This window comes from Magnetospira thiophila (genome assembly GCF_054657015.1).
In genome coordinates, this window is record NZ_BAAHXF010000002.1 from 794286 (window position 1) to 820485 (window position 26200).

Genomic DNA, 26200 nt, shown 5'->3' on the forward strand with positions numbered 1-26200 from the left:
ATCATGCCCCGTTTTTTTATTGATCGGCCGATTTTCGCCTGGGTCATCGCCATCGCCATCATGCTGACCGGTGTGCTGTCCATTTTCGAACTGCCCATCGAACAGTATCCGAACATCGCACCACCTTCGGTGCTCATCCAGGCGTCCTATCCCGGCGCTTCGGCGGAAACCCTGGAAAACAGCGTCACCCAGGTGATCGAACAGAAACTGACCGGCATCGACCATCTGCGCTATTTTTCATCCGCCAGCGCCTCTTCCGGGACGACACAGATCACCGTGACCTTTGAACCGGAGGCCGACCCCGACACCGCCCAGGTGCAGGTGCAAAACAAGGTCAATGCCGCCATGGCCCTGCTGCCGCAAGAGGTGCAGAACCAGGGCGTGACGGTCACCAAGGCCAACGACAGCTTTCTCTTGGTGGTCGGCTTTTATGCCAAGGACGGCAGCGTTGATCAGCGTGAATTGGCCGATATCCTGTCCTCCAAGGTGCAAGACCCCATTTCCCGGGTCAACGGCGTCGGCAATGTCCGGGTGTTCGGCAACCCGCACGCCATGCGGATTTGGCTCAATCCCTACAAGCTCTACAGCTTCAATCTGACCACCACCGACGTGCGGCAGGCCATCCAGGCGCAGAACGCCGACGTTTCCGCCGGTCAGATCGGCGGCCTGCCCGCCGTCGAAGGCCAACAGCTCAATGCCACCATTGTGGCGCAGTCCCGGCTGCAAACGGTCGAAGACTTCGAAGAAATCATTTTGCGCGTCAATACCGATGGCTCCCAGGTGCGCCTCAAAGACGTGGCGCGGGTTGAATTGGGCTCGCAGAATTACAGCACCATCGACCGCTACAAGCGCATGCCCGCTGCGGGCATCGCGGTCAGTCTGGCCTCCGGGGCCAATGCCCTGGACACGGCGGATCGGGTCAAGGCCAAGGTCGAGGATCTGAAGATATTTCTGCCTGCGGGGGTCGAGGTGATCTACCCCTACGACACCACGCCGTTCGTAAAACTATCCATTGAATCAGTGGTTTATACGCTGATCGAGGCCGCCTTTTTGGTGTTCATGATCATGTATCTGTTCCTGCAAAACGTCCGCGCCACCTTGATCCCCAGCATCACGGTGCCGGTGGTGGTCCTGGGCACCTTTGCCGTCCTGTCGGCGTTCGGCTTTTCCATCAACACCCTGACCATGTTCGCCATGGTGCTGGCCATCGGCTTATTGGTGGACGACGCCATCGTGGTGGTCGAAAACGTCGAACGGGTAATGCACGAGGAAGGACTCTCCCCCAAGGCCGCCGCGCGCAAATCCATGGACCAGATCACCGGCGCGCTGATCGGCATCGCCCTGGTGTTGTCGGCGGTCTTCGTCCCCATGGCCTTTTTCGGCGGGGCGTCCGGGGCCATTTACCGGCAATTCTCCATGACCATCGTCTCGGCCATGGCGTTGTCGGTCTTCATCGCCTTCGTTCTCACGCCGTCGCTCTGCGCCGCCTTCCTCACTCCGGTCAAAAAGGGCCAGATCGATAAAGTCGGCATCTTCTTCCGCTGGTTCAACCGCACCTTCGAGGCCAGCCGCGAGGGCTATCAGAGCGGTATCGGCTATATCGCCAAACGCTCCCTGCGCTTCATTTTGATTTATGGGGTATTGGTCGGCGGCTTGGCCTTTTTGTTTTTGCGCCTGCCCACCTCGTTCCTGCCCGACGAAGATCAGGGCAACATGTTCATGATGGTCAGTGCGCCCCCCGGGGCGACGGCGGAACGCACCCTGGAGAGCGTCAAGCAGGTGGAAGATTATTTCCTCAGCCAGGAACAAGAAAATGTGGCTCACCTGTTCACCGTGGTCGGCTTCAGCTTTGCCGGCAACAGCCAGAATGCGGCATTGGGTTTTGTGGCGCTGAAGGACTGGTCGGAACGTCCGCGCCCGGATCAGAGCGTGTTCGCCATGGTCGGTCGGGCCATGGGAGCCTTTTCGAAAATCAAGGATGCCATGGTTTTCGCCTTCTTCCCGCCGCCCATTCGTGAATTGGGCAATGCCTCGGGTTTTGATATGCAGTTGATCGACCGGGCCAATCAGGGCCATGACGCCTTGATGCAGGCCCGTGGACAATTGCTCGGCATGGCCTCGAAAAACCCCAAGCTGGTCGGCGTACGCCCCAACGGCCTGTCCGATGAGCCACAATACAAGATCAATGTGGATCATGAAAAAGCCAGCACCCTCGGGCTGTCCATCGCCGACATCAACCAGACCCTGCAAACGGCCTGGGGCTCCACCTACGTCAATGACTTCCTGGATGATGGCCGGATCAAAAAGGTTTTTCTCCAGGCCGACGCGAGCTTCCGCATGAACCCGGAGGACGTGGACCGCTGGTTCGTGCGCAACAAGGACGGTGAGATGGTGCCCTTCGGCAGCTTCACTTCCGCCCAATGGCTCTATGGGTCCCCCAAACTGGAACGATTCAATGGCAGTGCCTCGGTCAATATCCAAGGCGCGGCGGCCCCCGGTGTCAGCACCGGCGAAGCCATGGCCGAGATGGAATCCATGGTCAAGAAACTGCCTGCCGGATTTGATGTGGCCTGGGCAGGTATTTCCTATGAAGAACAGACCTCGGGGTCACAGACCCTGCAACTTTATGCCCTGTCCCTCTTGGTGGTTTTTCTCAGTCTGGCGGCGCTCTATGAAAGCTGGACGGTACCTTTTGCGGTGATCCTGGCAGTACCGGTGGGTATCCTCGGCACCGTGGTCGGGGCCATGTCGAGCGGCTTGAACAACGACATTTACTTTCAGGTGGCGCTGCTGACCACCATCGGCCTATCGGCCAAGAACGCCATTCTGATTGTCGAATTCGCCAAGGATCTGGTTGAACAGGGGAATGGGGTGGTCGAGGCCACCCTGCTCGCCGCCAAACGGCGATTCCGGCCGATCTTGATGACCTCGCTGGCCTTCATGCTCGGAGTGACCCCACTGGCGTTGGCCCGGGGTGCCGGATCGGCGGCGCAGAATGAAATCGGCATTGCGGTGATTGGCGGCATGCTGTCGGCCACGTTCCTGGCCATCTTCTTCGTGCCGATGCTTTATATCCTGATTCAGAAATGGACCGGACATCAAGTGACGAAGGATAAAGCGTCCTAGGACGGAAAGGCGACCACGTTGCCTTCGCTGGCCTTGGCATCGCGGATGCGCTGGCGACGGGCCAGAAAATACTTGTCGGCCATGATCTTGGTAATCACGCTGGTGGCGACGGTCGGCAGGATCAGGATCGCCCCTGCCGCCAGTGTCGCGCCGAAATAGACCGGCAACAATTTTGCGTTGAGTATACCGACAGCGACGCCAGTCTCGGAAATAACCATGCCACGTTCTCCAACCACCCTGGTTTCAGCTTATCCGTGGCCCTTGAGCGCCACGCTGCGAACCTTGTTATGCCCAATGTAGCGGACATTTTCCCATACGACAAATGCTAAATGGGGGGGGGGGGGTGATTTTCTGTACAACCGCACGCAAAAAATGCAAGAAATACCGGCTAAATGAGAGTCAATCCCATTTCCCAGACAATGGTCAACCCGAGACCGACGGTGACCAGGCCGATGGCAGCCTGCAAACCACTGTTGGCCAGCGTCATGAACCGCGACGACCAGGCCAAGGGCACGGCGATCACCACAGAAAACAAGGCCATGCCGAGAATCGACCCGACGCCAAACAGCGCCACATAGAGCAGGCCGCTCCATGGATCGGACAGCACCGAAGCGGCGAGCACCAGCAAGGCCGCCGAACCGGCCATGCCGTGCATCATCCCGACCAGAAGGGCGCGCACCGCCGAAAACCGGGGATGTTCGTGGCGATGCGACGACAGTTCATGGTTCGGTGTTTCGCCGGCATGGGAATGGGCGTGTGTGTGCACTTTTCCGTTGTAATGGCGGTGGATGTGAAAATGGATGCGGTCGCGGATCAACCGATAAAGCACATGCCCGCCCAGACCGACCAGCATCACCCCAACCCCCAGTTCCAACCAGTGGGTCACATCCGGACTGAGCAGGGTCCCGGTTAACATCACGGCCGCCGTCACCCCGAGCAGGGTCAGGGTATGCCCCAATCCCCAGGCCGCCCCGGTCTTCATGGCCTTGCGCAATGAACCGCCCCTGGTCGCCAGACTGGCGACGGCGGCCAAATGATCGGCCTCCAGGGCATGCTGCATCCCGATCAAAAAGGCGAGACCGAAAAAGGCCAGCATGGAATCACCTGTCAAGGGGGGTGCGGGGTTGCTTCCAGAATGATGACAGAAGCCTTACCCTGAGACAAGCGGTCCCAGCGCCTCCAACAGGGGATTCAGACGCTCCCCATATTTGCGCCAGCGGCCCAGGGCATCCCGATAAATGGGCTGGCGCACCTGGTCGGCGCTGGCCGTGCGCACGGCTCTCCTGGTGCGGTGAAAGTCCAGGCAGGCGGCCTCCCAGTCCAGACCGCAACCCGCGATCAACCGTCGCGACTGCCCCTCCAGGTCCTCCACGAGATCCTCGTATTGTACGGTCAGAATACGTCCCGGCAGCAGGCGCTCCCATTGCGTCATCAGGTCCTCATAAAGCCGGTAATATCCGCCCAGTTCCCGCAGATCGTAGGCGAATCCCTGAAAGCCGGTGAACAGGCGTCGATAGCAGGACAGGCAAGTATCCACTGGATCGCGCCGGCAATGAATGAGCCGCGCTTGAGGCAGGGCGCGGGCAATGCGTCCCACCTGAAGAAAATTGGCTGGCAGCTTATCCGTGAAGCAGTCGGCTCCCGGCGGTTTGGCCGCCGCGACATAGGCCGCGCCGAGTTCTTGCGGGTGGCGCATTCCGGAGTCGGCCAGACGGGGGAAATGCAGCATCTCCCCGCCCGCCGTAACGCGGGAATGGCTGGCCAGGATCTGCTCCACCAATGTGGTGCCGGAACGCGGCATGCCGATGATGAACAGGGGCGATGCATCGGCAAAACCCTCCTCGACCGTGGCCTGCTCGTACTCCTCAAACAGTGCCCGAAACCGCCGCGCCTCGTCTTCCAGATGCCACTCGAAGGACGAACGCTTGAGCCGATTGGCCGCCTCCAGATGATCGAATGCCCGCTCGAAATGCCCCAGATCCTCATAGGCCTTGGCCAGACCGAAACGGGCCTGCATCAGTTGTTCCGTCGGAGCCCTGCCCTGCTCGACCAGTCTTTTCATGGAGAGTAGGGCCGCGTCGTCTTCCGAAGTGAATTTGTGGATCATGGCCAGATGGCGCATGGCCCGACCACTCTCCGGGTCCAGTTCGACCGCTTTCCGATAAGCCTCCCGCGCCTGTTCCGTTTGACCTTCAGCGGTCAGGGCGTTGCCCAGATTGTTGTACAGATCGGCCCGTTCAATCCCGAGCGCCAGCACGGCCCGACAGACCCGCACCGATTCCGCCGTTTCGCCCACCTGATACAGGGCCAGCCCCAGATTTACCTGGGCATCCGCATTGCCCGGATCGGCGCGCACCGCCCGGCGGCAGGTCTCCAAGGCCAGGTCGGCGGCCCCCCGGTCCAGATAAAGGGCCGCCAGATTGCTCAATGCCGCCCCATGATCAGGGTTCCGCCGCAGCACCTCTCCGTAGGCCGCCTCGGCGGCCCGCACCCGACCGACGCTTTGACGGCAGCATCCCAGATTATACCAAGCGTCAATGTTGTCCGCGTCTCCCGACACGGCCTGTTCCAAGACCGACAAGGCCTCTGCCTGACGGCCCCGGGCGACCAGCACCGAACCCAGATTACTCAGGGCTTTCGACCAGTCGGGACGCGACGCCACCGCCTTGGAAAAGGCCTGCTCGGCGCGATCCAGGTGCCCCTCGCGAAAGGCCAGAACACCTAAGAAATGATGGGCCTCCGGATCGTCCGGATGATCGACAAGAAGATCCTGGTAGAGAGCGGCGGCCTCGGCGATTCGGCCTGCCTTCAGGTGAGCCAGCGCTTGAGCATGAAGATCTGCGGCCATGCCCGGCGGGTTCAGGACCGGCGTGGCTTGGAAGAGCCGGGCAGCATGTAGAACTCGATGCCTTCTTCCTGCATCTCCGAGGCTTCCTCAGGGGTAGCCTCGCCATAGATGCCGCGCTCATCGGCTTCGCCGTAATGGATGCGACGGGCTTCCTCAGGGAAAGACTCACCCACATAGTCGCACTGGGATTCCACATGATCCCGCAAATCGCTCACAGCTTCGAGAATCCGCTCGGCCAATTCCTGAGCCCGGGATTCATGCACGTCCTGCCCCTTGGTGCCGACCGTGCTATTGATGCGCGGCGACATAGGGGCCTTGGAAACACTCACCTCCCCGCAATGGGGACAGGCGATATGCCCTTCACGCTGTTGCACGTCGTAGGTCGCGCTATCTTTGAACCAGGCCTCGAAGTCATGGCCGTTCTCGCACTTGAGCTGATACAAAATCATACGTGTCGTTCTTTCAAATTGGACTTCGTCTGAGCATCCGGGCGGCATATAGTAACATCATCCGACCCGCAAGACCTATCACAATGCCGGTTAAAAAACCGTAATGGCTCCTCACGCTGCTTCCTGTGCGCCGCATCTGGCCAACATCGTCCCTTCGGCCTGGATCGTGCGCCATGCGCCGCTGGCCCCGCAACAGGGACCAGTCCTTGATCTCGCCTGCGGCAACGGGCGACACGGGCGGATGTTCCTGGAACGGGGTCATCGGGTGCTGTTCCTCGACCGCAACGTCGATCCGCTGGCTGACCTCAAAAACCATGAACGGGCCGAGATTCGGGCAGCGGATCTGGAAGACGGTAGTCCCTGGCCGCTGACCGGTCGGACCTTCGGCACCATCGTGGTGACCAATTACCTTTATCGCCCCCTATTCCCCGCCCTGCTCGACGCCCTGGCCCCCGGCGGGCTGCTGCTCTATGAGACCTTCGCCTGCGGGCAGGAGCGCTTCAATCGCCCCCGCAACCCCGATCATCTGCTCAAGTGCGGCGAACTCCTGGAGTGGGCGAGCAAGAGATTGCAAGTGGTGGCCTACGAGCACGGCCAGAAAACCGACGGACCGCTGCCCGGGGTGGTGCAACGCCTCTGCGCCGTCAACGACCGTCCGACCGACGGCACGGAACCGCCAGTACATCTGCTCGGGCCGCTGCCATGACTCCGGTCGTCGTCTATGGAACGCGCCTGTGCCCCCATTGCATCCGCGCCCGCAAATTCCTGCAAAGCAAAGGCATTCGCTATACCAATGTGGATGTTTCAGCAACGGCGCAACTGGCCGAAATGAAACAGCGCAGCAAAGGCCGCACCTCGGTCCCACAAATCTTCTTCGGCGACCGGCATATCGGCGGCTGCGACGACATGATCCGTCTCGACCAACGGGGCAAGCTGGCCGCCCTGCTCCGCGCCCCTACAGCCGCACCGCCGCGCCGCGCGCGAAAAGGTCCTCGAAAAGATCCCCGTTGAAGGCGGTTTGACGGGCCTCGGGTGGAATCCACTCGGTCGGCACCACGCGCGCCAAACCCCGCACGGATGTATCGTTGGTGGTCTGGCGTAGCAGCAGGGTCAGGTCGTGGGGCGCGCCCGGACTCATCGGCTCGGGCGGGCTCAGACGCGCATGGTCGCGGGCAAACAGGAACAGCGCCTGATCCAAGATATTCAAGCCCAGCACCTCCGCCGCGAAAGGTGCGCCGTCCAGCCGATAGGCGGGCTCGGTGCGGTTGATGCGGTCCACCACCACGTTGGGCAAGTCGCTCCATTGCAGATAGGCCGAACAAAGGGCCGGAATATGCGAACTGGAACCGAAAAATCCGAAATCCATTCGTAAATGATGGATGGCCCGTTGCAGATCCCGTTCATCCAAGGGTTCCCCTGGCGCTTTCCCGGACAACAAGGCGGTCATCACATTTTGGTTCTGCGGGGCCTCGAAGTGCGCCCGAAATCCGTCCGCCGATACGGCAAGACGGTGGCGCATGGCGTCATAGGTATAGGCCGACAGGCAACGCCCCAGCGGGTCGCGCAGCACCGTCATCAAGGTGAAGTGACACGGAAACCGCTGGTGAAATCCAAACGGTCTATGCGACGCCATCAGGCCGACATCCAGATTGATGGTGTCGTCGTGCAGCTTTCCCTCGTCATCCAGGCGCCCGACAAACGGCGGCTGAAAGCCAGGATAGGCTTGCCGAACCCGGTCGAACACCAGCCCCGCCGCGCCGCGCAAGGCGGAAAACACAGTCGAGGAGCCGGTCTTGGGCAGATGATAGAGATACAGACGTTGAAAGCTGAAGGCCCCCTGCCCCTGACGACCGGCCATCCAGGTGAAGGACGCGCCCTCACCCGGCATGAAAAACCCGGTCGTGGGTCAGCGATGGGATCATCCGGCGCACCTGCGCCACATGGGCCGGGTCGATCATCGCGGTGACGATGCCCGGGGCCTCGCCACCGTCGGCCAACACCTTGCCCCAAGGGTCGATAATCAAAGAGTGGCCGAAGGTCTTGCGGCCCTCGGCATGGAGGCCGCATTGGGCCGGAGCGATGACATAAGCCCCGGTCTCGATGGCCCGGGCGCGCAACAGCACCTCCCAATGGGCCTCCCCGGTGCGCAGGGTAAAGGCCGCCGGATTGGTCAGCAGAAAGGCCCCGCGCTGGGCCAGGGCGCGATGCAGATGGGCGAAGCGCAGGTCATAACAGATGGCGAGACCGACCGGCCCCCAGGGGGTATCGGCCACCACCGATTGATCCCCGGCCCGGCAGCGGTCGGATTCCCGATAGCTCTCGCCGTTGGGCAGATCCACGTCGAACATGTGGATCTTGTCGTAGCGCGCGGCGATATCGCCTTCGGGCGTCAGCAGATAGGAGCGATTGGCCAGACTGTCGTCGGGACGGCGCACGCAAATCGAACCGACCAGCACCCAGGTGCGGCTGTCCTGTGCCGCCTTGCGAAAGGCGGCCAGAGCCTGATGAGCCTCTTCCGTCTCCGCTCCGGCGCGCAACAGTTCCAGATTTGGTTCCATGCGGTCGGCATTTTCCGGCAAGGCGACGAAATCCGCTGTCTCCGCTGCCTCGTGAATCATCGACACGACCGTCGGCAGATTGTCCGCCGTGTAACGGCCATTGTTGAGTTGAATGCAGGCGGCGACAAACGGTTCAGCCATGGGCGGCAGACTCCAGCAGCTTATCCAACTTGCCATCGAATTCCATGTCGAACAGATCGTCGCAACCGCCGATGGAGCGGTCATTGATGAAAATCTGCGGCACCGTGGAACGTCCTTTCGCCCGCTTGGTCATTTCGTCGCGCAGGTCCGAATTGCCCTGAACATCAATCTCAATAAAGGCGACGCCCTTTTTATTCAACAGGGCCTTGGCCCGATGGCAAAACGGGCAGATTGGCGTGGTATAGATTTCAACTTTGCTCATGGTCCTACCCCTTTGGGTTTCTTGTAGCCCCTATTCTCCTAATGGACTCTACCGCCTGCCGATGCCTTTTGCCAGCCTCCTACGAGGCGGGATGCACCACCCGCGACAGGGTCAGCACATCGACCGCCGTCGCCCCGGCTTTTTTCAAGGCCCGCACACAGGCCCCGGCAGTAGCACCGGATGTGAGCACATCATCGACCAGCAGCACGCGCCGCCCGTCGATCCACTTGTCGGCCTTGCGCGCCGGAGCAATCGCCCCACTGACATTACGCCGTCGGGCCTGCGCGCCCAGATGCCCCATGCGTGGCGTCCGTCGCACCCGGACCAGAGCCCGGGGGGCGAAGGACTTGCCACCCATGTCGGCCAGGGCATGGGCCAGCAGGGCGGCCTGATTGTAGCGCCGGGACCACAGGCGGGTCCAATGCAACGGCACCGGCACCAGCACGTCGGCCTCGGCCAGAAGGTCTCCGCCGGCCCGGGCCATCCATTGGGCGAAAACCCGCGCCGCGTCGGTACGGTCGGCATGTTTGAAGGAAAGAATCAGCGACTTGCTGGCCTCGTCATAAGCCAAGGCGGATCTGGCCCTGTCCCAGGGCGGCGGCTTGCGCAGGCAGGCCCCACAGACCATCCCGCCGCCCAGATCGACTTCGAACGGTTGACCACAGGAGCGGCATTGCGGCTCGCCGAGAAAATGCATCCCCGACCAACAGGCGGGACACAGCCCGCCCGGGGACTGGGTCAGGGTGCCACAAGATAGACACCGGGGCGGTAACAACAGATCCAACACCCGGCCCCACAGGTGGGACGAAGAAGAGGGGTCGGCAACGGGATCGACAGGGGCGCTCATCGGTCCATTTGACGGACCGGGAGCCCCCCTGTCAACTCGACGGATCAGCGACGCCAGCCGCGGGTTGGGGTATCGACGGCCTGCTGCTGTTCCGGGGTCAGGGTGTTATAGAAATCCTCGACCGCCGGACGGACATTCTGCAAGGCGGCCAGAGCGGCGGCCATGCCATTTTCCATTTGCGCCATGCGGGCCACCGGCGAGGTCGAAGTCTGGCTGAACTCTGGGGTGTTACAGACGCTCTTCAGAGTCTCGGAACTGTCGCGCACCGCCTGCCGGGCCGCTTCCAACTTGACCTTTTGGGCGTCATTCAACTCCACGTTCCAGGTTATCCGGTCCAGCATCCGGGCGGCCATGCCTTCGGTTCGACCGGAGCAGATCATTGCCGCCGGACCGCCGCCCCGCATTCCATGAGGACCATAGCCCCCACGCATCGGTCCATAGCCCATGGGTCCCATTTGGCCCATTTGCCCATAACCGCCCTGCGGCCCACCCAGCGGGCAACCGCCGGGACCCCAGCCGTTGGCCCGGGCGACCGACAAGGCGACGACACCACTCAAGACGGTGGCGACAAGGGCGGAAATAACGATTGTACGGCGTTGCATTTCAAATCTCCTGATATCTGAGGGAACTCATTCATCACCCCACCAATCTGCGCCTCTCCGGTAACAGGAGCATGTCGCAAAACCCGCCATTTGGTAACGCCGGGTTACAAAACGGGCCTCTGCAACAAGCTGTTACAAAGTTTTTTTCCTTGCCGCTCCGGGCCTCGTATACTCGTGACATGAACACCGAGAGCCCCCATGTGCTGATTGTCGATGATGACCGGGAAATCCGCGATCTGGTCGGGCGTTTTCTGCGCGGCCATGGTCTGCGTGTAGAGATGGCGGGCGACGGCAAGGCCATGCGACAGGCGCTCGACAATGGGCGCTTCGACATTGTGGTGCTTGACGTGATGATGCCCGGCGAGGACGGCCTGTCCCTGTGCCGCGATCTGCGCGCAAAGTCGGATCTGCCAATCATCATGCTGACCGCCCTGGGCGAGGACACCGACCGTATTGTCGGCCTGGAGATGGGGGCCGACGACTATCTGGCCAAGCCCTTCAACCCGCGCGAATTATTGGCCCGCATCAAGGCGGTGCTGCGCCGCGCTGGCCCCTCCGCCTCCCACGAGGCGGCTCCGGGACTCCTGCATTTCGAAGGCTGGATTCTGGACAGCAGCCGTCGGGAACTGCGCGACCCGCAAGGGGTGCTTGTGCCCCTGAGCGCCGGGGAATACGACTTACTAACCGTCTTTGCAACTCGTCCACAACGGGTGCTCAGTCGCGACCAACTTCTGGATCTGACCCGTGGCCGTGAAGCGGCGCCCTTCGATCGCAGCATTGACGTGCAACTCTCCCGGCTGCGCAAGAAGATTGAACCGGACCCCACCCAACCGGTGCTGATCAAAACCATTCGCGGCGGCGGCTATATGATGGCCGTGCCGGTCAGCACGGTATAGCGCCATGCAACGGATCGGCCTGGCCGGGCGCGTCGCCTTGATCCTGCTTGCAGCGGTGCTGGTCGTGCAGGCAGCCATGGTGGTTCTATGGTTTGGCAACTATCGGGAGTCCTCCAAAGATCTGTTCGACCGCACCAATCTCCGGCGCATCGTCATGACCACCCGGCTACTCGACGAAAGCCCGGACAAGCGGGCGCGCTTCGCCCTGCTGGCCGCCGTCAACAGCCCAACCCTGCAAGTCCGCCTGGAACGCCTGCCACCCGATCCGGACCAGGGCTTCGGCCCGCCCCATGTGCGTCGCGACATCGCGCAACGCCTGCAACAGGCCCTGCCCGATCATCAGGTTCATGTGACCTTCGAATGGGGACGCCCGGCGCGCCCTGCGCCCCATCCGATGCGCAGCCCCCGATGGTTCGAGAGGGGGCCCATGCACCATCCTCCCGGAATGCGCGGGCGGATGATGATGGATGTCCCCGACTGCGACCCCACCGTCGCGGGCGACTGCCCGGAGATCGACGCCGGGCCGGATCTTCTGTCCGGGCAAATGAAGGCCTTGATTTCCGTCTCCCTGAGCGACGGGCGATGGGTCGCCTATACCGCCTCCCTGCCCGACCCGGAACGGAGCTGGCTGTTCCGGTTAATTGGATGGAACCTGCTGGCCGCCCTATTGGCCGCCGTGTTCGCTTTTTTCGCCGCCCGCCGCCTGACCCGCCCGCTGGCCCGCTTCACCGAGGGGGCCGACCGGCTGGGCCGCGACCTCAATGCGCCTCCGTTGAAAGAGTCCGGTGCCCCGGAAATGCGCCGCGCCGCCCAGGCCTTCAATCGGATGCAGCACCGGCTGCAACGGTTTGTCGCCGACCGTACCTTGATGATTGCCGCCATTTCCCACGACCTGCGCACCATCCTCACCCGGCTGCGCCTGCGGGCCGAATACATCACCGATGACGAACAGCAGCAAAAGGCCCTGCGCGACATTGACGACATGAGCGAGATGCTGAGCGCCACCCTCTCCTTTGCCCGCGACGACGCCGCCGACGAACCCACCGACCGTGTGGATATGGCCAGCCTGTTGCGCAGTCTATGCGACGATCTGTCCGACGCCGGTCAGCCGGTGACCTGCGACGCGCCAGACAACGCCATCCTCACCTGCCGCCCGGTGGCCCTGCGCCGCGCCTTCGGCAACCTGTTGGACAATGCGCTGAAATACGGCCAACGGGCCGATGTCACCCTGCACAAGCGCCCCGACGCCCTGGAAATCATCGTCGCTGATCGCGGCCCCGGCATCCCCGACGCCCGGAAGGAAGACGTCTTCCGCCCCTTCCTGCGGCTTGAGATCTCCCGCAACCGAGACACCGGCGGCTCCGGCCTTGGCCTCGCCGTGGTGCGCAACATCGTCCATCGCCACGGCGGCGAAATCGACCTCCGCGACCGCCCGGGCGGCGGGTTGGAGGTCTGGGTGAGACTGCCGGTGTGAGGATTTGGAGTGTAACGTCCTGACGAGGGACAAAGCATGTCGCACCGGGCATCCCGTGAACGGCAACAGCACGCCCTCATGCCATACCTCCCCACCCCCACCTCATGCTGAGCCTGCCGAAGCATGAGTCGCAAAGCGCCGAAACATGGCTCCTCGTCGCTCACATTCACCGCGTCACGCGCCTGCCCGCAACTTATTGAAAAAAAAGCACGCCATTTCGAATCTAAAACGCGGCGGGCAAGGTGAAAAAGAAAGTGCTGCCCTGTTCAGGCGTACTTTCCACCCACATGCGCCCCCCATGTCTTTTAACAACTTTATCGCAGACGGCCAGTCCGACGCCCATTCCCTCGTAAGCTTCCCGGTCATGCAATCTCTGGAATATCTGGAAAATACGATCGTGGAATTGTGGATCAATGCCGATTCCATTGTCTTCAACAGAAAAAACCACGAATCCCTCTGATTTTTCAGCCTTGATTCGAATTTCGGGGCGGCGGCTTTTGCTGCGGAACTTGATGGCGTTGGCAATCAGATTCTGAAAGAGCTGGGTGATCTGCGACCGGTCGCCTTTGACTCTTGGCAGGGTTTGGTCAGCACCAATGATCTGTGCATTGGCTTCCTGAATTGCAGGCAACAGATTTTCGACGGCATCCCGAGTGGCCTGCCCGGGATCGAAACCGGTTAACGGCTGTCCCTCCGTATTGACGCGGGAATATTGAAGCAGGCCAAGGATCAATTGTTCCATGCGCACGGCACCACCGATGGCAAAATCAATGTAACTTTGGCCAGAGTCATCCAATTTATCCCCTTGGCGTCGGCGCAACAGTTGCAAAAAGCTGGTGACCATCCGCAACGGTTCGCGCAGGTCGTGGGACACCACATAGGCGAACTGCCGGAGCTCATCATTCGATCGTTCAATATCTGTGAACGCCTTGTTGATGATCTGCATGGGATATCGATTGAACAATATATAGACAACAGCCGCCATAACGAGAGAACCGAAGAATATGATCATAATTTGAATCACAAGGGGCAGGCCCGACTTGTAGATTTTGACGCAGCCAATTTCTTCCCCTCGAACGATCAGCATAGAGCGCGCCATAAACACAGGAAAAGACTGAGCCGGGCCCACCTGGAGAATTTTTGAGCGTGTTTCGCCATTCCAGGACTCAATGTTCACTTCGAATTCCGCTGCCGGGTCGCCGATGGCAACCAACTCAGGCAGGCGGTGGTAATTATATTGCCATATGCCACCCATCTGGTTGGAAAAACGTGAAACTTGCGTGGCGATGATCTGACTCCGGATATCCAGATCCCCCTGAATGGTTCGGAACTCAATGAATGCGATCAACAGACTGGGCAGCAGGAGAATAACGGACGAAAGCAAAAGCGCGATGCGACGCAAGAGCCTCTGAATCGTTTGATGGGCCGGAAATTCTGTCATGCCGCACCCCTATTCTTCGGGCCAAGCTCCCATTTGGGTCACCAATTCATGACCCTCTCTGCTCTGCATAAAGTCGACAAAGCCTTGCACTTCCCTGTTGGGGTGTTTCTTGTTGGTCACGAGACAAACCTTCAGCGGAAAAGGATAGCTGTTGCTCGAGAAAGATTGAGAACTCGGCAAGATGCCGTCAATCGAAATGGGTGCGAGCTTTCGTTGTTCCGTCTTGATTTGCAAAAGAGTCGTGATGGCGAGGGAGCCGTAAACTTGCTCCGCCAGACTCGCATTATGTTGGTCGGTAATACCGACAAGGACATCCCGACGCTGCCGCGCCGAGGCGAATGCCTTGCCTAATCCAGGGACGCGCTCCGAAAGGTAAGGCATCTCGGAACCCGAAGCTGCCCTCAGAATGACCTTGAGGAGCGTTCCATCTGGCCAGAATGGAACTGGGTCGGCATAGAGATCGGGCAGTTTGGATAAGGAGATATCCATTTTAAGGTTTGGGTGGCCGGCCAGGACGAGCGCGGTTGAGAAACAAAAACTCTGCTGAAGGCCCGCCGACAATTCCTCGGGTTTCAGGTCTCGCGCCGACAGGGCAATCTGTATGACATCATCAGCCAGAGCCCTTAAGCCTCCGGTCGTGCCCAGACTCGGTGGTACGTTGATTTCAGTCTCGGGAAATTGGTCGGAATAGGCCTTCGCAAAGGTGCGCATCGCTTGCAACGCCATGCCCGTCCCGCCAGCAACAATTTCTCCAGCGTAAAGTGGCTTTTGCGCCTGAATAAATAAACATCCAAGTATCGTTAGTATACACAGAGACTTATTAGACACCATTCCACTGCATCCTTCGCCGTTAAAGGAGGCAACATAATAAAATTACAAATCTAAAATTATTCGCGGCTCACAAATAAATCGTATTCAGCAATACCATTAAGAGCTTAAATTCAACATATTCCCGTTAAGAACTCACGCTGGTACATATAGGGATATTGTATCATTATTGAGTGAGTCTGCATAGCGTTTTGGGTTATGGTGATCACCGTCGATTGCAGAAATGACTGTGTGTTACCGCATCGGATTTCGCATTCAAGCGGTCGAAGCGGCCATTTCCCAAGTGGACGTTGGAGGGAACCTGGAGCAAGATCGGGTACAGCACATTAGCCCGGCGTTGGGACTGCCAGCTCTGTAGCACCCACCCAGGCTTTCCAGCCGCCGGCCAGATTATAGACCTCGCTCAGGCCCATTTGTTTGATAAAGCTGCACAAATCACGGCTCATATTGCCTTCGTAGCAATAGACCAGCACCGGCGGATTGTGGCGCCGTTGCCGCATCAAGTTGCTCATGATCCTATCGCTGGCAGGCACCGCCCGAGGCAATTGACCCAGGCTCTGACTCTGTGGATCGCGCATGTCGATGACGACCAGATTTTCCTTGTCCAACAACGCCCTCACCTCGGAGGGATCAATATCCTGATAGCTCATAGTCGATAGCCTTCTTCCATCAACACGCGACGCACCACCGGTCGGGCACAGATCAACTCAAAATGTTTGCGGCAGGCCTCGGGCAGGGTCAGCTTGATGCGATCCGCCCAGAATTCCACATAGAACAACGCCGCATCGGCAATGGAGAAACGGTCCACCACATAGCCACTGGGCGAGACCTCCAGCCGCTGGGCCAAAATCCGAAAGCCCTTTTGCACCAGTTGCTTGCCCTGCGCCTCGACAGCAGGTCTGTCGTCCTCCCGCAGCATGTAGCGTTCCGGGGTGAATATGCGGGTGAAGCCCTGCAAATGCAGGGTGCCGACCACATGGCTCATGACCTCCAGCACATCCGCCTGACGGTCCGGATGGTCTGGCAACAATTGGGCCTTTGGATAGGTCAGCGCCAGCCACCAGGCAATGGCCTGAAACTCGCTCAGGGCCGTGCCGTCTTCGCGGACCAGCACCGGAAGGGTCCCCTTGGGATTGAGGGCCAGAAATTCGGGTTTATTGTGATCCCCGGCCGGCAGATTGAGTACATGAGCGCTGAACAATAGATCCAATTCCTCCAGCAGGATATGGATGCCGGTCGAACAGGATCCTGGTGTCATGTAAAATTCCATCATCGATCGGCCCCTCCGTTGGCCGCTGGACCTACCTAAGCAAGAGCAGTGCCAGGGTCGAAAGCACGGAAAACAGCCGTTTTGAAGCGGAGGAGCCTGTCGGATCTACGACAAATGTCAGATCATGCAGCGGCTGATTTTTGTTAATGGATTGAAAAGCGGGATCGTTTTCGCCACATGCAAACTGGTTCGCGTCTTGCTTATTCAGCTCACCCACCCCAGGAAAAAGACCTGCCCATGACCCGCCCCATCGACGCCATCCGCGCCTATCATCAGGCGACCAAACATGCGCCCCAGGCCTATGCGCCGTCGCCGGGTTTCCTGGATTGGGACTCCCAACCGGACCCGTTTCGACGCTTTGTGGGGGCCTCCGAGATACCCCTGCCGTTGATCCGGGGAGAGGGTTTCTGCGCTTATGACAACCTCTATGACGCCCAGCCCGCGCCCGCTGAGTTCAATGCCCAGAGCCTGGGGCTGTTTCTGGAATTGGCGTTCGGTTTGAGTGCCTGGAAAGTGGCCGGACCGGACCGCTGGGCGCTGCGCAACAATCCGTCCAGCGGCAATTTGCACCCCACAGAAAGTTACCTGCTGCTCTGGCGGGCCGTTTCCGAGGCCCTGCCGCCCGGGCTCTACCACTATGCCCCGAAGGATCATCTGCTCGAACGCCGGGCCTTGCTGGCGGCCCCGATGGTGCAGGAAATGGCCGAACGGTGCCCCGACAGTTTTGGCGCATTGGGTTTGAGCAGCATCCCCTGGCGCGAAGAATGGAAATACGGTTCGCGGGCCTTCCGCTACTGCCAGATGGATGTGGGTCATGCCCTGGCGGCGGCGCGCTTTTCCGCCGGGGTTTTGGGGTGGCAGATGCGGACGGACACCTCGCCAGGGGACGATCTGCTGGCCGCCTTGCTCGGCCTGAACCGCCCGTCGGATTTTACCGAGAGAGACCAGGAACTACCCGACGTGCTGGCCGTTTTTGGCCCGGCGAATGACATCCCCTGGGATCGTCTGGCTGAACATCTTGGACAATGGACGGGCAAGGCGTCCAGGGTCAGTGAGGAACAGGTGGCTTGGCCGCAAGTCGCCCAGGCCATCGCCGCCACCCACAAGCCTCCCACATCCCCGGTATCCTTCGAAGCCCCACAGACTCCGGCAGCGGCGTTGTTTCCCCGTCCTGTCGATGCCTGCACGGTGATCCGTAACCGACGCAGTGCCCAGCGCATGGACGGTCAAACCGGCATGGCGCGCGAAGATTTCGAACGAGCCTTGACCCGCACCCTGCCCCGCAGCAACAGAGCGCCCTTCGATATCCTGCCGTTTGCTCCCGCTCTCAACCTGTTGCTGTTCGTCCATGCCGTCGAGGGACTGCCTTCCGGCCTATATCTGTTGAATCGCGCCCCCCATCTGTTCCAGGATTTTCGCCAGGCCTGCACCGCTGAAGCGCTGGTCTGGGACGCCCTGGAAGACACTCCGTTGCCGCTGCATCGCCTCATGGTCCCGGCGGATTGTCGCAAGATCGCCTCGCAGATCAGTTGTTTTCAGGGCATAGCCGGACGCGGGGCCTTCAGCCTCGGCATGATCGGCGCCATCGGTCCGACCCTGGAGCAGGAAGGAGCCTGGGCCTACCGCCGCCTGCATTGGGAAGCCGGGATGATTGGTCAGGTGCTCTACCTGGAGGCCGAAGCCAGCGGGTTACGCGGCACCGGCATCGGCTGTTTTTTCGACGATGAAGTCCATACCCTGCTTGGCCTGGGAACCAACCTTCAGGCCTCCTGGCAGGACCTTTATCATTTCACCGTCGGCGCGCCGGTGGAGGATGATCGATTGACCAGCGAACCCGCCTACGGCCAACTGCTCGACCGCCCCTGGCAATGAGAGGCACAAAAAAAACGGCGGAGCCAACGCCCCGCCGTCTCTTAAACTTGTGACGCCAAGCCTTTACTTGGTCGAGTAGCTTCCGGCCCCCAGCACCGCCTGCGCCGCCGCCAGACGGGCAATCGGCACCCGGTAGGGCGAGCAGGACACATAGTCCAGACCCGCATGGTGGCAGAACACCACCGAGGCCGGGTCTCCGCCATGCTCGCCGCAGATGCCCAGCTTCATGCCCGGACGGGTCTCTCGACCGCGCTCGGCGGCAATCTTGATCAATTCGCCGACGCCCTTCTGATCAATGGAGACGAACGGGTCCACTTCGATGAGCCCCTTGTCCAGATAGATCTTCAGGAAGTTCCCGGCATCGTCCCGCGACAGACCGTAGGTGGTCTGGGTCAGATCGTTGGTGCCGAAGCTGAAGAACTCCGCCACCTTGGCGATTTGACCGGCACGCAGGGCGGCGCGCGGCAGCTCGATCATGGTGCCGACCATGTATGCCAGTTCGACCCCCTGTTCGGCCATCACCGTCTTGGCGACGCCGTCGATGAGCTTCTTCAGTCCGTCCAGCTCGCTGAACATGGCCACCAATGGCACCATGACTTCCGGCACCACCGGATCGCCACCCTTCTTGGTCACCTCGCAGGCGGCCTCGAAGATGGCCCGGGTCTGCATCTCGCAGATCTCGGGATAGGTGACAGCCAGACGACAGCCGCGATGTCCCAGCATCGGATTGGATTCCGACAACAGGGCGGAGGCGGCCTTGACCTTTTCCACCGTGGTCCCAGCGGCCTCAGCCACGTCCTTCATGTCGGCTTCCGTATGCGGCAGGAACTCGTGCAGCGGCGGATCGAGCAGACGGATGGTCACCGGCAGCCCGGCCATGATGGTGAACAGGTCGGCGAAATCCTGGCGCTGATAGGGCAGCAATTTGGCCAGGGCGGAGCGGCGGGTTTCCTCGTCCTCGGCCAGAATCATCTCACGCATGTGAATGATGCGCGCCGGATCGAAGAACATATGCTCGGTACGGCACAGGCCGATGCCTTCGGCCCCGAACTTGCGGGCCGTCGCGGCATCGGGCGGGGTCTCGGCGTTGGTCCGCACCTTGAGCGTCCGAATGCCATCCGCCCAGGCCATCAGCTTGGCGAAATCACCGGTCAGTTCCGGCTGCATGGTCGGCACTTCACCCAAAATCACCTGACCGGACGCGCCGTCGATAGTGATGATATCGCCCTCGGCAACCTTGGTCTTGCCGACGGTGAAGGTCTTGGAGGCATAATCCACCTTGATATCCCCGGCCCCGGAGACACAGGGCGTGCCCATGCCGCGGGCGACCACCGCCGCGTGGCTGGTCATGCCGCCGCGGGTGGTCAAGATGCCCTGCGCCACATGCATGCCGCCGATATCCTCGGGCGAGGTCTCGATGCGGACCAGCATGACTTTCTTGCCCTGCTCGGCCCACTTTTCGGCGTCTTCGGCGTTGAACACCACCTGACCGGAGGCGGCCCCCGGCGAGGCGGGCAGGCCCTTGGCCAGCACCGTGCGCGGAGCTTTCGGATCCAGCATCGGATGCAGCAGTTGGTCGAGCATGGCCGGGTCCATCCGGCGGATGGCCTCTTCCTTGTCGATCAGCCCGTCTTCGGCCATTTCCACGGCGATGGTCAGCGCCGCCTGGGCGGTCCGCTTGCCGTTGCGGGTTTGCAGCATCCACAGCTTGCCGCGCTGGACGGTGAACTCCATGTCCTGCATGTCGCGGTAATGCTTTTCCAGACGATCCCGGTAGGAATTCAGTTCCTTATACAGCTCCGGCATTTCCTCTTCCATGGACGGCAGGTCCGAATGGGAGGCCTCTTTCTCGACCAGATTCAACGGCTGCGGGGTCCGAATGCCGGCCACCACGTCCTCGCCCTGGGCGTTGATCAGGAATTCACCGTAGAAGCGGTTCTTGCCGGTGGACGGATCGCGCGAGAAGCAGACGCCGGTCGCCGAATCATTGCCCATGTTGCCGAACACCATGGCCTGCACGTTCACCGCTGTGCCCCATTCCGCAGGAATGTCGTTGAGGCGGCGATAGGTGATGGCGCGCTGGTTCATCCAGGAGCCGAACACCGCACCGATGGCTCCCCAAAGCTGTTCCTGCGGGTCCATGGGGAAGGGCTTGCCCAGTTGCTCCTCGACCTTGGCGCGGAAGGCCACAACGATGACCTTCCAGTCCTCGGCGGTGAGGTCCGTATCAAGCACATACCCCTTGCCATCTTTGTGTTCTTGCAGGATTTCCTCGAAATGATCGTGGTCGATATCGAGCACCACATTAGAATACATCTGCACGAAGCGGCGATAGCTGTCATAGGCGAAACGCTCATCACCAGACTGGGCGATCAGGCCCTTCACCGTATCGTCGTTGAGGCCCAGGTTGAGCACCGTGTCCATCATGCCGGGCATGGAGGCGCGGGCACCGGAGCGCACCGAAACCAGCAGCGGATTTTGACTGTCGCCGAACTTGGCCCCCATGATTTTTTCAACGTCGGCCAGCGCCTTGTCGACTTGACCCTTCAGGTCATCGGGATAGGTCTCATTGTTCTGGTAAAAGTAGGTGCAGAGTTCGGTGGTGATGGAGAATCCCGCCGGCACCGGGATACCGATGCTCGCCATTTCGGCTAGGTTCGCGCCCTTGCCGCCGAGCAGGTTTTTCATGTCCGCGCGCCCTTCGGCATTGCCATTGCCAAAGCCGTATACCCACTTCGTCATAATCTATCCCTCCACATTGGAAAAGTCGGCCACGCCACCCATGACTTGGCCGATCCGTGACAGCAACCGGAGACGATTGGCCCGTTCGGCCGGATTCTCCGAGTTGACCGTCACCTGGTCAAAAAAAGCGTCCACCGGCCCCCGCAAACGGGCCAAGGCCGACATGGCCGCCTCGAAATTCTCACTCTTGAGCGCCGCGACCACCTGCGGCTCCACCTCTTCGAGAACCGCCACGAGGGCAGTTTCCTGGTCTTGTGTCAACAGGCCTGGGTCCACCGGGTCCCGATAGCACTGCTCGTCTTTTTTCTCTTCGATGCGCACGATGTTGGCGGCCCGGCGGTAAGCGACCAGCAGGTTGGCCCCGTCGTCGCTGCCCAGGAACGTCCCCAGCGCCTCCACCCGGGCCAGCAAGCGTACCAGATCATCCTCGTCGCCGAGGGCGAACACGGCGGAAATCAGGTCGTGGCGCACCCCCTGTTCCTTCAGATGCACCTTCAGACGATCGGCAAAGAAGGAAAGAAGGTCCGTCAGATTGCGCACTTCATCGACCGCTTTCTGCTCAACCAGCCAGCCCCCGGCCACGTTGAAGGCGGCATAGAGCGGCAGCCGCAGCTTGTTCTCGACAATCAGCCGGATCACCCCCAAAGCGGCGCGGCGCAGGGCAAATGGGTCCTTGGACCCGGTCGGGGTCTCGCCGATGGACCAGAACCCGACCAGGGTGTCGATCTTGTCGGCCAGCGCCAGGGCCACCGACAGCGGGGCGGTCGGACAGCGGTCGCCCGGACCCTGGGGCGCGTAATGGTCGGCGATGGCCTCGGCGACGGCGGCCGGTTCGCCCTCGTCGCGGGCCAGATAGCGGCCCATGATCCCCTGCACTTCCGGGAATTCGAACACCATCTCGGAGACCAGATCGGCCTTGCACAGCCGACCGGCCCGGAAGGCCTGATCGGCGTCGGCCCCGGGAATGTGTTTGCTAAGGGCGGCGGCCAGTTCGGCGATGCGTTCAGTTTTGTCCTTCACCGTGCCCAGTTGGGCATGGAACACCATGTCGGCCAGCGCCGGGATGCGCTCTTCAAGCTTTTTCTTGTGGTCCTGATCCCAGAAGAAGCGGGCATCGGACAGGCGGGCGCGTAGTACCCGCTCATTACCGGCAATCACCGCCTTGCCATGGTCCGAGGTCTCCCGGTTGGCGACGACGATGAAGCGCGGCGACAACTGGCCGTCCAGGGTCAGGCAGGAAAAATACTTCTGATGCGCCCGCATGGAGGTGATCAGCACTTCCTTGGGCACTTCCATGAACGCCTGGTCGATGCGCCCCATGTAGAGCACCGGCCATTCCACCAGCCCGGCCACCTCGTCGAGCAGCCCCTCGTCGCGCTTCAGCACCACCGCTTCTTCGTCGGACAGCCGCAGGGCTTCTTCAAGGATCAAGGCCTTGCGTTCGTCACGGTCGAGCAACACCTTCGCAGCGCGCATCTTATCCAGATAATCGGCAATCCCCGTGACCGAAAAGCCGTCAGGGGCCATGAAGCGGTGCCCCCAGGTCGTCGCCCCACTGGACACCGGGCCATAGGCGAAAGGCACCACCGCCCCGTCGAACAGGGCCAGAATCGAATGCAGCGGCCGCACCCATTTCAGAGCATTGCTGCCCCAGCGCATGGATTTGGGCCAGGGCAAGGCCAGCATCGCCTCGGGCAGGATCTCGGTCAGAATCTCGGCGGTGGCGCGGCCTTTTTCTTCCCAAGAGGCGAAATACAACGCGCCCTTGTTGGTTTCCCGTTGCTCAATCTTGGCCCCTTCGGGAATCGAGCGTTTGAACCCATTGATCGCCTGTTCCGGCGCATCGACCTTCGGCCCCTTGCGTTCGCCGGTCACATCGGGGGCCTGGGACGGCAAGCCTTCGATGGTCAGCACCAGACGGCGCGGCGTCACATAGGTTCGTGATTTATCAAAGGACAATCCGGCATTCTTCAAGCTTTCAATGACCAGACGAGACAGATCGTCAGCGGCCTTGGCCTGCATGCGGGCGGGGATTTCCTCGGACAACAGTTCGAGCAGCAGGTCCGCCATACTCAGCCCTCCCCGTCGCTCAGATGACCGCGAGCGCGCAACCAGGCTCCGGCGCAGCCCTTGGCCAGGGCGCGCACCCGCCCGATATAGGCCTGACGCTCGGTCACCGAAATGACCCCGCGGGCATCGAGAAGGTTGAAGGTGTGGCTGGCCTTGAGGCATTGCTCGTAGGCGGGCAGCGGCAACGGCTTGTCCAACGCCAGCAACTCGGCGCATTGGGTTTCGGCATCGCTGAAGTGACGGAACAGAATCTCGGTGTTGGCATGTTCGAAATTGAACGCCGACTGCTCTTCCTCGTTTTGCAGGAACACATCGCCATAGGTCACCCCATGAGCGTTCCATTTCAGGTCGTAGACGTTCTCGACGCCTTGGATATACATGGCGAGGCGTTCCAGGCCGTAGGTGATTTCCGCCGACACCGGATCGCAATCGAAGCCGCCGACCTGCTGGAAATAGGTGAACTGGGTCACCTCCATGCCGTCACACCAGACTTCCCAGCCCAATCCCCAGGCCCCCAGAGTCGGACTTTCCCAATCGTCCTCGACAAAGCGGATGTCGTGCAGGTCCGGGTCGATTCCCAGATGCCGCAGGGAGTCCAGATAAAGCTCCTGCACGTTGTCCGGCGACGGCTTGAGCACCACCTGGAACTGGTAATAATGCTGCAACCGATTGGGATTCTTGCCATAGCGCCCGTCGGTCGGTCGCCGTGACGGCTGCACATAGGCGGTATTCCAGGGCTCCGGCCCCAGCGCCCGCAGGGTGGTTGCCGGGTGAAAAGTGCCCGCCCCCACTTCCACATCGAAGGGCTGCAACAACACGCAACCACGCTCCGCCCAGAACGTCTGAAGCGTCAGAATAAGGGATTGGAAGTCGTTACCGGCCATCAGTCTGGCTTTTTATGGTGAGGAGTCCAAGGGGAAATGCGAGGCGCAAGGTACGCCCCACAGCAAGCCGGGTCAACGCTGTTTCAACCCGGATAGGGACAGTCTTTGCGACCGCAGGAGGTGGGACGACGGCCGGACAGATAATCGCCGCACAGATCACAACGGATCATGTCTTCCACGGCGGGTTCCCGGTGGGCTTCCGAAGCTCCCCTCCGGTGCACCTTGGGGGTGTCGTCGCGACGGTTTTGAAGCCGCGTGATATACTTGAATCCATACCAAACCGCCGCGATGGCGAGCGCCGTAAAGAGCAGTTTCTGCAAACTAAATCCCAACATTTATATGCCTTTGCATAAAATAATTAAAGTTCATCATTAACTATGGCAGAAATCATTTTCCGCACCACCCCGGCCCAATCGCCCAAACGGTCCTGGCGGAAAATCCGAACCGAGGGATACCAGGGGCTGTCATCGCGAGTCGCCATCCAGCGCCAATCCCCATAGCTGGATAGCATCAACCAGCCCGGCAGGCCAAGGGCTCCGGCCAGATGGATGGTCGAGGTATCGGCGCTGATGGTGCCATCGAGCAGGCTCATCAGGGCCGCCGTATCGAGAAAAGCGCCGCCGTCGGCGTCCAGATCTGCCCCGAAATCAATCAGGCCCCAGTCCGCCGCCCGTGCCCGCAGCGCCGCCGAAGCCGCACCCTTGTGCAGATTGACCAGCCGCACCCCGGGATGACGGACCAGCGGCTCCAGAGCCTCCAGGGGCACCGACCGGAAACCGTCGTTGGGCATTTCCGGGTTGCCCTGCCCGTTGAGTCCCAGGTAGCGCAGCCCCGGCTGACGGTTCAATCTGCTCCGCCAGCGCTCCACCCGCTGTGGATCGGCCTGCAAATAGGGTGGCGCACCGGGCAGGTCGTCCGCTGTCACCCCCAAGAGATGACCGAGACTGAGCAGCGGCGCGTGCAAGGTCGCCCCGCTCGGCACCTCGTCCGCATCGACAAAATCCGCCACCCCCTTCAGACTCGACAGCAGGGGCCGCAGAAAACGCGGGGCCTCAAGATAAATCCGCGCCCCCCGGGCCGCCAGAAGCGGCACGAAACGCACGAATTGCAGCGCGTCGCCCACCCCCTGCCTTGCCCAGAGCAGCAGCCCCTGACCAGCAAGATCCTCGCCCCGACACTTGGGCAGGCCGCGATCCAAACGCGCTTCCGGGCGATGATCGAACAGCGGCCATCCCTCGGTGAAGAGTCCCTGGCGCAACAGATGATAGCCCGCATTCTGAGCGATGAAATCATCGTGGGGGCAGGCGGCGACGGCGGCCCGCGCCTGGGCGGCAACCAGATCATGACGTCCCATGGCGCAGAGCAGATGGGCCTTGTTGATCAACGCGCCGCCATGCCTGGGGTCCTGGGCCAGCGCCGCGTCGCAGAGTTTCATCGCCTCATCGACCCGGAATTGCCGGAATCGCACATCGGCCAGACTGGCCAACAGGTCCGGACTTTCGCCTAACACTGCCATCGCCTGGAGATAGCAGTCTGCCGCTTCGTCCTGCCGGTTGAGCTTGTTGAGTGCCAGCGCCCGCCCGGTCAGCGCCTCGCCCCCATCCAAGCTCTCATAGGCGTCGAGCGCCGCCGCCCAATTCTGGGCTTCCATGTAACAGCGCCCGATATTCTGCAAAACATCCGTATCCCGGGGGTTGGCCTCGTGCAGTCGGGTCAATGGAACCAGCGCCGCCACGAACCGTCCTTGCAGCAACAGCGCCACCGACAAGCCCTTGAGCACCGGCAAGGCCCCTGGATCATCAGCCAGATAGGCCCGCCCCAGCCGTTCCGCCGTCGCCGGGTCGCCGCGTCCAATGGCGGTGCGCATCTGATCGAGACAGCTTTCCATGG

The 26200-nt window shown here is 61.0% G+C and carries 24 protein-coding genes; 6 read left to right on the forward strand and 18 right to left on the reverse strand.

The window, feature by feature from the left end:
• Positions 1–3: 3 nt before the first annotated feature.
• On the forward strand, positions 4–3126 hold the full coding sequence (locus ACYQ1P_RS13475) for an efflux RND transporter permease subunit (RefSeq protein WP_460020852.1): 3123 nt from the start codon (positions 4–6) through the stop codon (positions 3124–3126).
• Here ACYQ1P_RS13475 and ACYQ1P_RS13480 read toward each other — a convergent pair.
• From ACYQ1P_RS13480 to ACYQ1P_RS13495, 4 genes are all read right to left on the reverse strand, one after another.
• The gene (locus ACYQ1P_RS13480) at positions 3123–3344 is read right to left on the reverse strand and encodes a hypothetical protein (protein WP_460020853.1); all 222 of its coding nucleotides are present in this window, start codon (positions 3342–3344) and stop codon (positions 3123–3125) included. The genes ACYQ1P_RS13475 and ACYQ1P_RS13480 overlap by 4 nt on opposite strands.
• A 170-nt stretch (positions 3345–3514) precedes the next feature.
• Positions 3515–4222: a HoxN/HupN/NixA family nickel/cobalt transporter gene (locus ACYQ1P_RS13485; RefSeq protein WP_460020854.1), complete on the reverse strand. Its 708-nt coding sequence runs from the start codon at positions 4220–4222 to the stop codon at positions 3515–3517.
• 54 nt (positions 4223–4276) lie between these two features.
• On the reverse strand, positions 4277–5974 hold the full coding sequence (locus tag ACYQ1P_RS13490; RefSeq protein WP_460020855.1) for a tetratricopeptide repeat-containing sulfotransferase family protein: 1698 nt from the start codon (positions 5972–5974) through the stop codon (positions 4277–4279).
• An 11-nt stretch (positions 5975–5985) separates the two neighbouring features.
• A complete protein-coding gene (locus ACYQ1P_RS13495; protein ID WP_460020856.1) occupies positions 5986–6423 on the reverse strand; it encodes a DUF1178 family protein in 438 nt (145 codons plus the stop codon).
• Positions 6424–6526: 103 nt separating this feature from the next.
• Between ACYQ1P_RS13495 and ACYQ1P_RS13500 the strand changes: the two genes are divergently transcribed.
• A complete protein-coding gene (locus tag ACYQ1P_RS13500) occupies positions 6527–7129 on the forward strand; it encodes a class I SAM-dependent methyltransferase (protein ID WP_460020857.1) in 603 nt (200 codons plus the stop codon).
• A complete protein-coding gene (grxC, locus tag ACYQ1P_RS13505; protein ID WP_460020858.1) occupies positions 7126–7434 on the forward strand; it encodes a glutaredoxin 3 in 309 nt (102 codons plus the stop codon). Before ACYQ1P_RS13500 ends, grxC (ACYQ1P_RS13505) begins: the two co-directional genes overlap by 4 nt.
• On the opposite strand, the gene ACYQ1P_RS13510 is transcribed toward grxC (ACYQ1P_RS13505), so the two are convergent.
• From ACYQ1P_RS13510 to ACYQ1P_RS13530, 5 genes are all read right to left on the reverse strand, one after another.
• Positions 7379–8311, reverse strand: a complete 933-nt coding sequence (locus tag ACYQ1P_RS13510; RefSeq protein ID WP_460020859.1) for a hypothetical protein — start codon at positions 8309–8311, stop codon at positions 7379–7381. The two genes, grxC (ACYQ1P_RS13505) and ACYQ1P_RS13510, sit on opposite strands and share 56 nt — an antisense overlap.
• Positions 8301–9122 carry a carbon-nitrogen hydrolase family protein gene (locus tag ACYQ1P_RS13515; RefSeq protein WP_460020860.1) on the reverse strand — a complete coding sequence of 274 codons (822 nt, stop codon included), beginning with the start codon at positions 9120–9122 and terminating at the stop codon, positions 8301–8303. Before ACYQ1P_RS13515 ends, ACYQ1P_RS13510 begins: the two co-directional genes overlap by 11 nt.
• Positions 9115–9384: a glutaredoxin 3 gene (grxC, locus tag ACYQ1P_RS13520; RefSeq protein ID WP_460020861.1), complete on the reverse strand. Its 270-nt coding sequence runs from the start codon at positions 9382–9384 to the stop codon at positions 9115–9117. The genes ACYQ1P_RS13515 and grxC (ACYQ1P_RS13520) overlap by 8 nt, the downstream gene beginning before the upstream one ends.
• A gap of 79 nt (positions 9385–9463) precedes the next feature.
• Positions 9464–10231 carry a double zinc ribbon domain-containing protein gene (locus ACYQ1P_RS13525; RefSeq protein ID WP_460020862.1) on the reverse strand — a complete coding sequence of 256 codons (768 nt, stop codon included), beginning with the start codon at positions 10229–10231 and terminating at the stop codon, positions 9464–9466.
• Between the two features lie 44 nt (positions 10232–10275).
• Positions 10276–10833, reverse strand: a complete 558-nt coding sequence (locus tag ACYQ1P_RS13530; protein ID WP_460020863.1) for a Spy/CpxP family protein refolding chaperone — start codon at positions 10831–10833, stop codon at positions 10276–10278.
• Positions 10834–11012: 179 nt separating this feature from the next.
• Between ACYQ1P_RS13530 and ACYQ1P_RS13535 the strand changes: the two genes are divergently transcribed.
• Entirely contained in the window at positions 11013–11729 is a 717-nt protein-coding gene (locus tag ACYQ1P_RS13535; RefSeq protein ID WP_460020864.1) for a response regulator, read from the forward strand.
• 4 nt (positions 11730–11733) lie between these two features.
• A complete protein-coding gene (locus ACYQ1P_RS13540) occupies positions 11734–13203 on the forward strand; it encodes an ATP-binding protein (protein ID WP_460020865.1) in 1470 nt (489 codons plus the stop codon).
• Positions 13204–13426: 223 nt separating this feature from the next.
• Here ACYQ1P_RS13540 and ACYQ1P_RS13545 read toward each other — a convergent pair whose 3' ends face one another.
• The 4 genes from ACYQ1P_RS13545 to ACYQ1P_RS13560 form a co-directional block, all read right to left on the reverse strand.
• Entirely contained in the window at positions 13427–14644 is a 1218-nt protein-coding gene (locus ACYQ1P_RS13545; RefSeq protein ID WP_460020866.1) for a sensor histidine kinase, read from the reverse strand.
• Positions 14645–14653: 9 nt separating this feature from the next.
• A complete protein-coding gene (locus tag ACYQ1P_RS13550; RefSeq protein ID WP_460020867.1) occupies positions 14654–15475 on the reverse strand; it encodes a PstS family phosphate ABC transporter substrate-binding protein in 822 nt (273 codons plus the stop codon).
• A gap of 323 nt (positions 15476–15798) precedes the next feature.
• The gene (locus ACYQ1P_RS13555) at positions 15799–16122 is read right to left on the reverse strand and encodes a rhodanese-like domain-containing protein (protein WP_460020868.1); all 324 of its coding nucleotides are present in this window, start codon (positions 16120–16122) and stop codon (positions 15799–15801) included.
• A complete protein-coding gene (locus tag ACYQ1P_RS13560; protein ID WP_460020869.1) occupies positions 16119–16730 on the reverse strand; it encodes a glutathione S-transferase family protein in 612 nt (203 codons plus the stop codon). Before ACYQ1P_RS13560 ends, ACYQ1P_RS13555 begins: the two co-directional genes overlap by 4 nt.
• Positions 16731–16979: 249 nt before the next feature.
• On the opposite strand from ACYQ1P_RS13560, the gene ACYQ1P_RS13565 reads away from it, so the two are divergent.
• On the forward strand, positions 16980–18614 hold the full coding sequence (locus ACYQ1P_RS13565; protein WP_460020870.1) for a SagB/ThcOx family dehydrogenase: 1635 nt from the start codon (positions 16980–16982) through the stop codon (positions 18612–18614).
• 63 nt (positions 18615–18677) lie between these two features.
• Here ACYQ1P_RS13565 and ppdK read toward each other — a convergent pair whose 3' ends face one another.
• From ppdK to ACYQ1P_RS13590, 5 genes are all read right to left on the reverse strand, one after another.
• The gene (gene ppdK, locus ACYQ1P_RS13570) at positions 18678–21356 is read right to left on the reverse strand and encodes a pyruvate, phosphate dikinase (protein WP_460020871.1); all 2679 of its coding nucleotides are present in this window, start codon (positions 21354–21356) and stop codon (positions 18678–18680) included.
• Positions 21357–21359: 3 nt separating this feature from the next.
• The gene (gene glyS, locus ACYQ1P_RS13575; RefSeq protein WP_460020872.1) at positions 21360–23426 is read right to left on the reverse strand and encodes a glycine--tRNA ligase subunit beta; all 2067 of its coding nucleotides are present in this window, start codon (positions 23424–23426) and stop codon (positions 21360–21362) included.
• Positions 23427–23428: 2 nt separating this feature from the next.
• Positions 23429–24310, reverse strand: a complete 882-nt coding sequence (locus ACYQ1P_RS13580) for a glycine--tRNA ligase subunit alpha (protein WP_460020873.1) — start codon at positions 24308–24310, stop codon at positions 23429–23431.
• 83 nt (positions 24311–24393) lie between these two features.
• Complete coding sequence (locus tag ACYQ1P_RS13585; protein WP_460020874.1) at positions 24394–24630, reverse strand: hypothetical protein; 237 nt, start codon at positions 24628–24630, stop codon at positions 24394–24396.
• A gap of 38 nt (positions 24631–24668) precedes the next feature.
• Positions 24669–26198, reverse strand: a complete 1530-nt coding sequence (locus ACYQ1P_RS13590; protein ID WP_460020875.1) for a tetratricopeptide repeat protein — start codon at positions 26196–26198, stop codon at positions 24669–24671.
• Positions 26199–26200: the final 2 nt, after the last annotated feature.

Bases quoted from the DNA above. Each gene is read 5' to 3' on its own strand.
- ACYQ1P_RS13480 (WP_460020853.1), bottom strand. From the start codon at position 3,344: ATGGTTATTTCCGAGACTGGCGTCGCTGTCGGTATACTCAACGCAAAA.
- ACYQ1P_RS13500 (WP_460020857.1), top strand. From the start codon at position 6,527: ATGGCTCCTCACGCTGCTTCCTGTGCGCCGCATCTGGCCAACATCGTC.
- ACYQ1P_RS13545 (WP_460020866.1), bottom strand. From the start codon at position 14,644: ATGACAGAATTTCCGGCCCATCAAACGATTCAGAGGCTCTTGCGTCGC.
- grxC (WP_460020858.1), top strand. From the start codon at position 7,126: ATGACTCCGGTCGTCGTCTATGGAACGCGCCTGTGCCCCCATTGCATC.
- ACYQ1P_RS13590 (WP_460020875.1), bottom strand. From the start codon at position 26,198: ATGGAAAGCTGTCTCGATCAGATGCGCACCGCCATTGGACGCGGCGAC.
- ACYQ1P_RS13485 (WP_460020854.1), bottom strand. From the start codon at position 4,222: ATGCTGGCCTTTTTCGGTCTCGCCTTTTTGATCGGGATGCAGCATGCC.
- ACYQ1P_RS13525 (WP_460020862.1), bottom strand. From the start codon at position 10,231: ATGAGCGCCCCTGTCGATCCCGTTGCCGACCCCTCTTCTTCGTCCCAC.
- ACYQ1P_RS13580 (WP_460020873.1), bottom strand. From the start codon at position 24,310: ATGGCCGGTAACGACTTCCAATCCCTTATTCTGACGCTTCAGACGTTC.
- ACYQ1P_RS13555 (WP_460020868.1), bottom strand. From the start codon at position 16,122: ATGAGCTATCAGGATATTGATCCCTCCGAGGTGAGGGCGTTGTTGGAC.
- ACYQ1P_RS13565 (WP_460020870.1), top strand. From the start codon at position 16,980: ATGACCCGCCCCATCGACGCCATCCGCGCCTATCATCAGGCGACCAAA.
- ACYQ1P_RS13515 (WP_460020860.1), bottom strand. From the start codon at position 9,122: ATGGCTGAACCGTTTGTCGCCGCCTGCATTCAACTCAACAATGGCCGT.
- grxC (WP_460020861.1), bottom strand. From the start codon at position 9,384: ATGAGCAAAGTTGAAATCTATACCACGCCAATCTGCCCGTTTTGCCAT.
- ACYQ1P_RS13510 (WP_460020859.1), bottom strand. From the start codon at position 8,311: ATGCCGGGTGAGGGCGCGTCCTTCACCTGGATGGCCGGTCGTCAGGGG.
- ppdK (WP_460020871.1), bottom strand. From the start codon at position 21,356: ATGACGAAGTGGGTATACGGCTTTGGCAATGGCAATGCCGAAGGGCGC.
- glyS (WP_460020872.1), bottom strand. From the start codon at position 23,426: ATGGCGGACCTGCTGCTCGAACTGTTGTCCGAGGAAATCCCCGCCCGC.
- ACYQ1P_RS13530 (WP_460020863.1), bottom strand. From the start codon at position 10,833: ATGCAACGCCGTACAATCGTTATTTCCGCCCTTGTCGCCACCGTCTTG.
- ACYQ1P_RS13540 (WP_460020865.1), top strand. From the start codon at position 11,734: ATGCAACGGATCGGCCTGGCCGGGCGCGTCGCCTTGATCCTGCTTGCA.
- ACYQ1P_RS13550 (WP_460020867.1), bottom strand. From the start codon at position 15,475: ATGGTGTCTAATAAGTCTCTGTGTATACTAACGATACTTGGATGTTTA.
- ACYQ1P_RS13560 (WP_460020869.1), bottom strand. From the start codon at position 16,730: ATGACACCAGGATCCTGTTCGACCGGCATCCATATCCTGCTGGAGGAA.
- ACYQ1P_RS13475 (WP_460020852.1), top strand. From the start codon at position 4: ATGCCCCGTTTTTTTATTGATCGGCCGATTTTCGCCTGGGTCATCGCC.
- ACYQ1P_RS13490 (WP_460020855.1), bottom strand. From the start codon at position 5,974: ATGGCCGCAGATCTTCATGCTCAAGCGCTGGCTCACCTGAAGGCAGGC.
- ACYQ1P_RS13535 (WP_460020864.1), top strand. From the start codon at position 11,013: ATGAACACCGAGAGCCCCCATGTGCTGATTGTCGATGATGACCGGGAA.
- ACYQ1P_RS13495 (WP_460020856.1), bottom strand. From the start codon at position 6,423: ATGATTTTGTATCAGCTCAAGTGCGAGAACGGCCATGACTTCGAGGCC.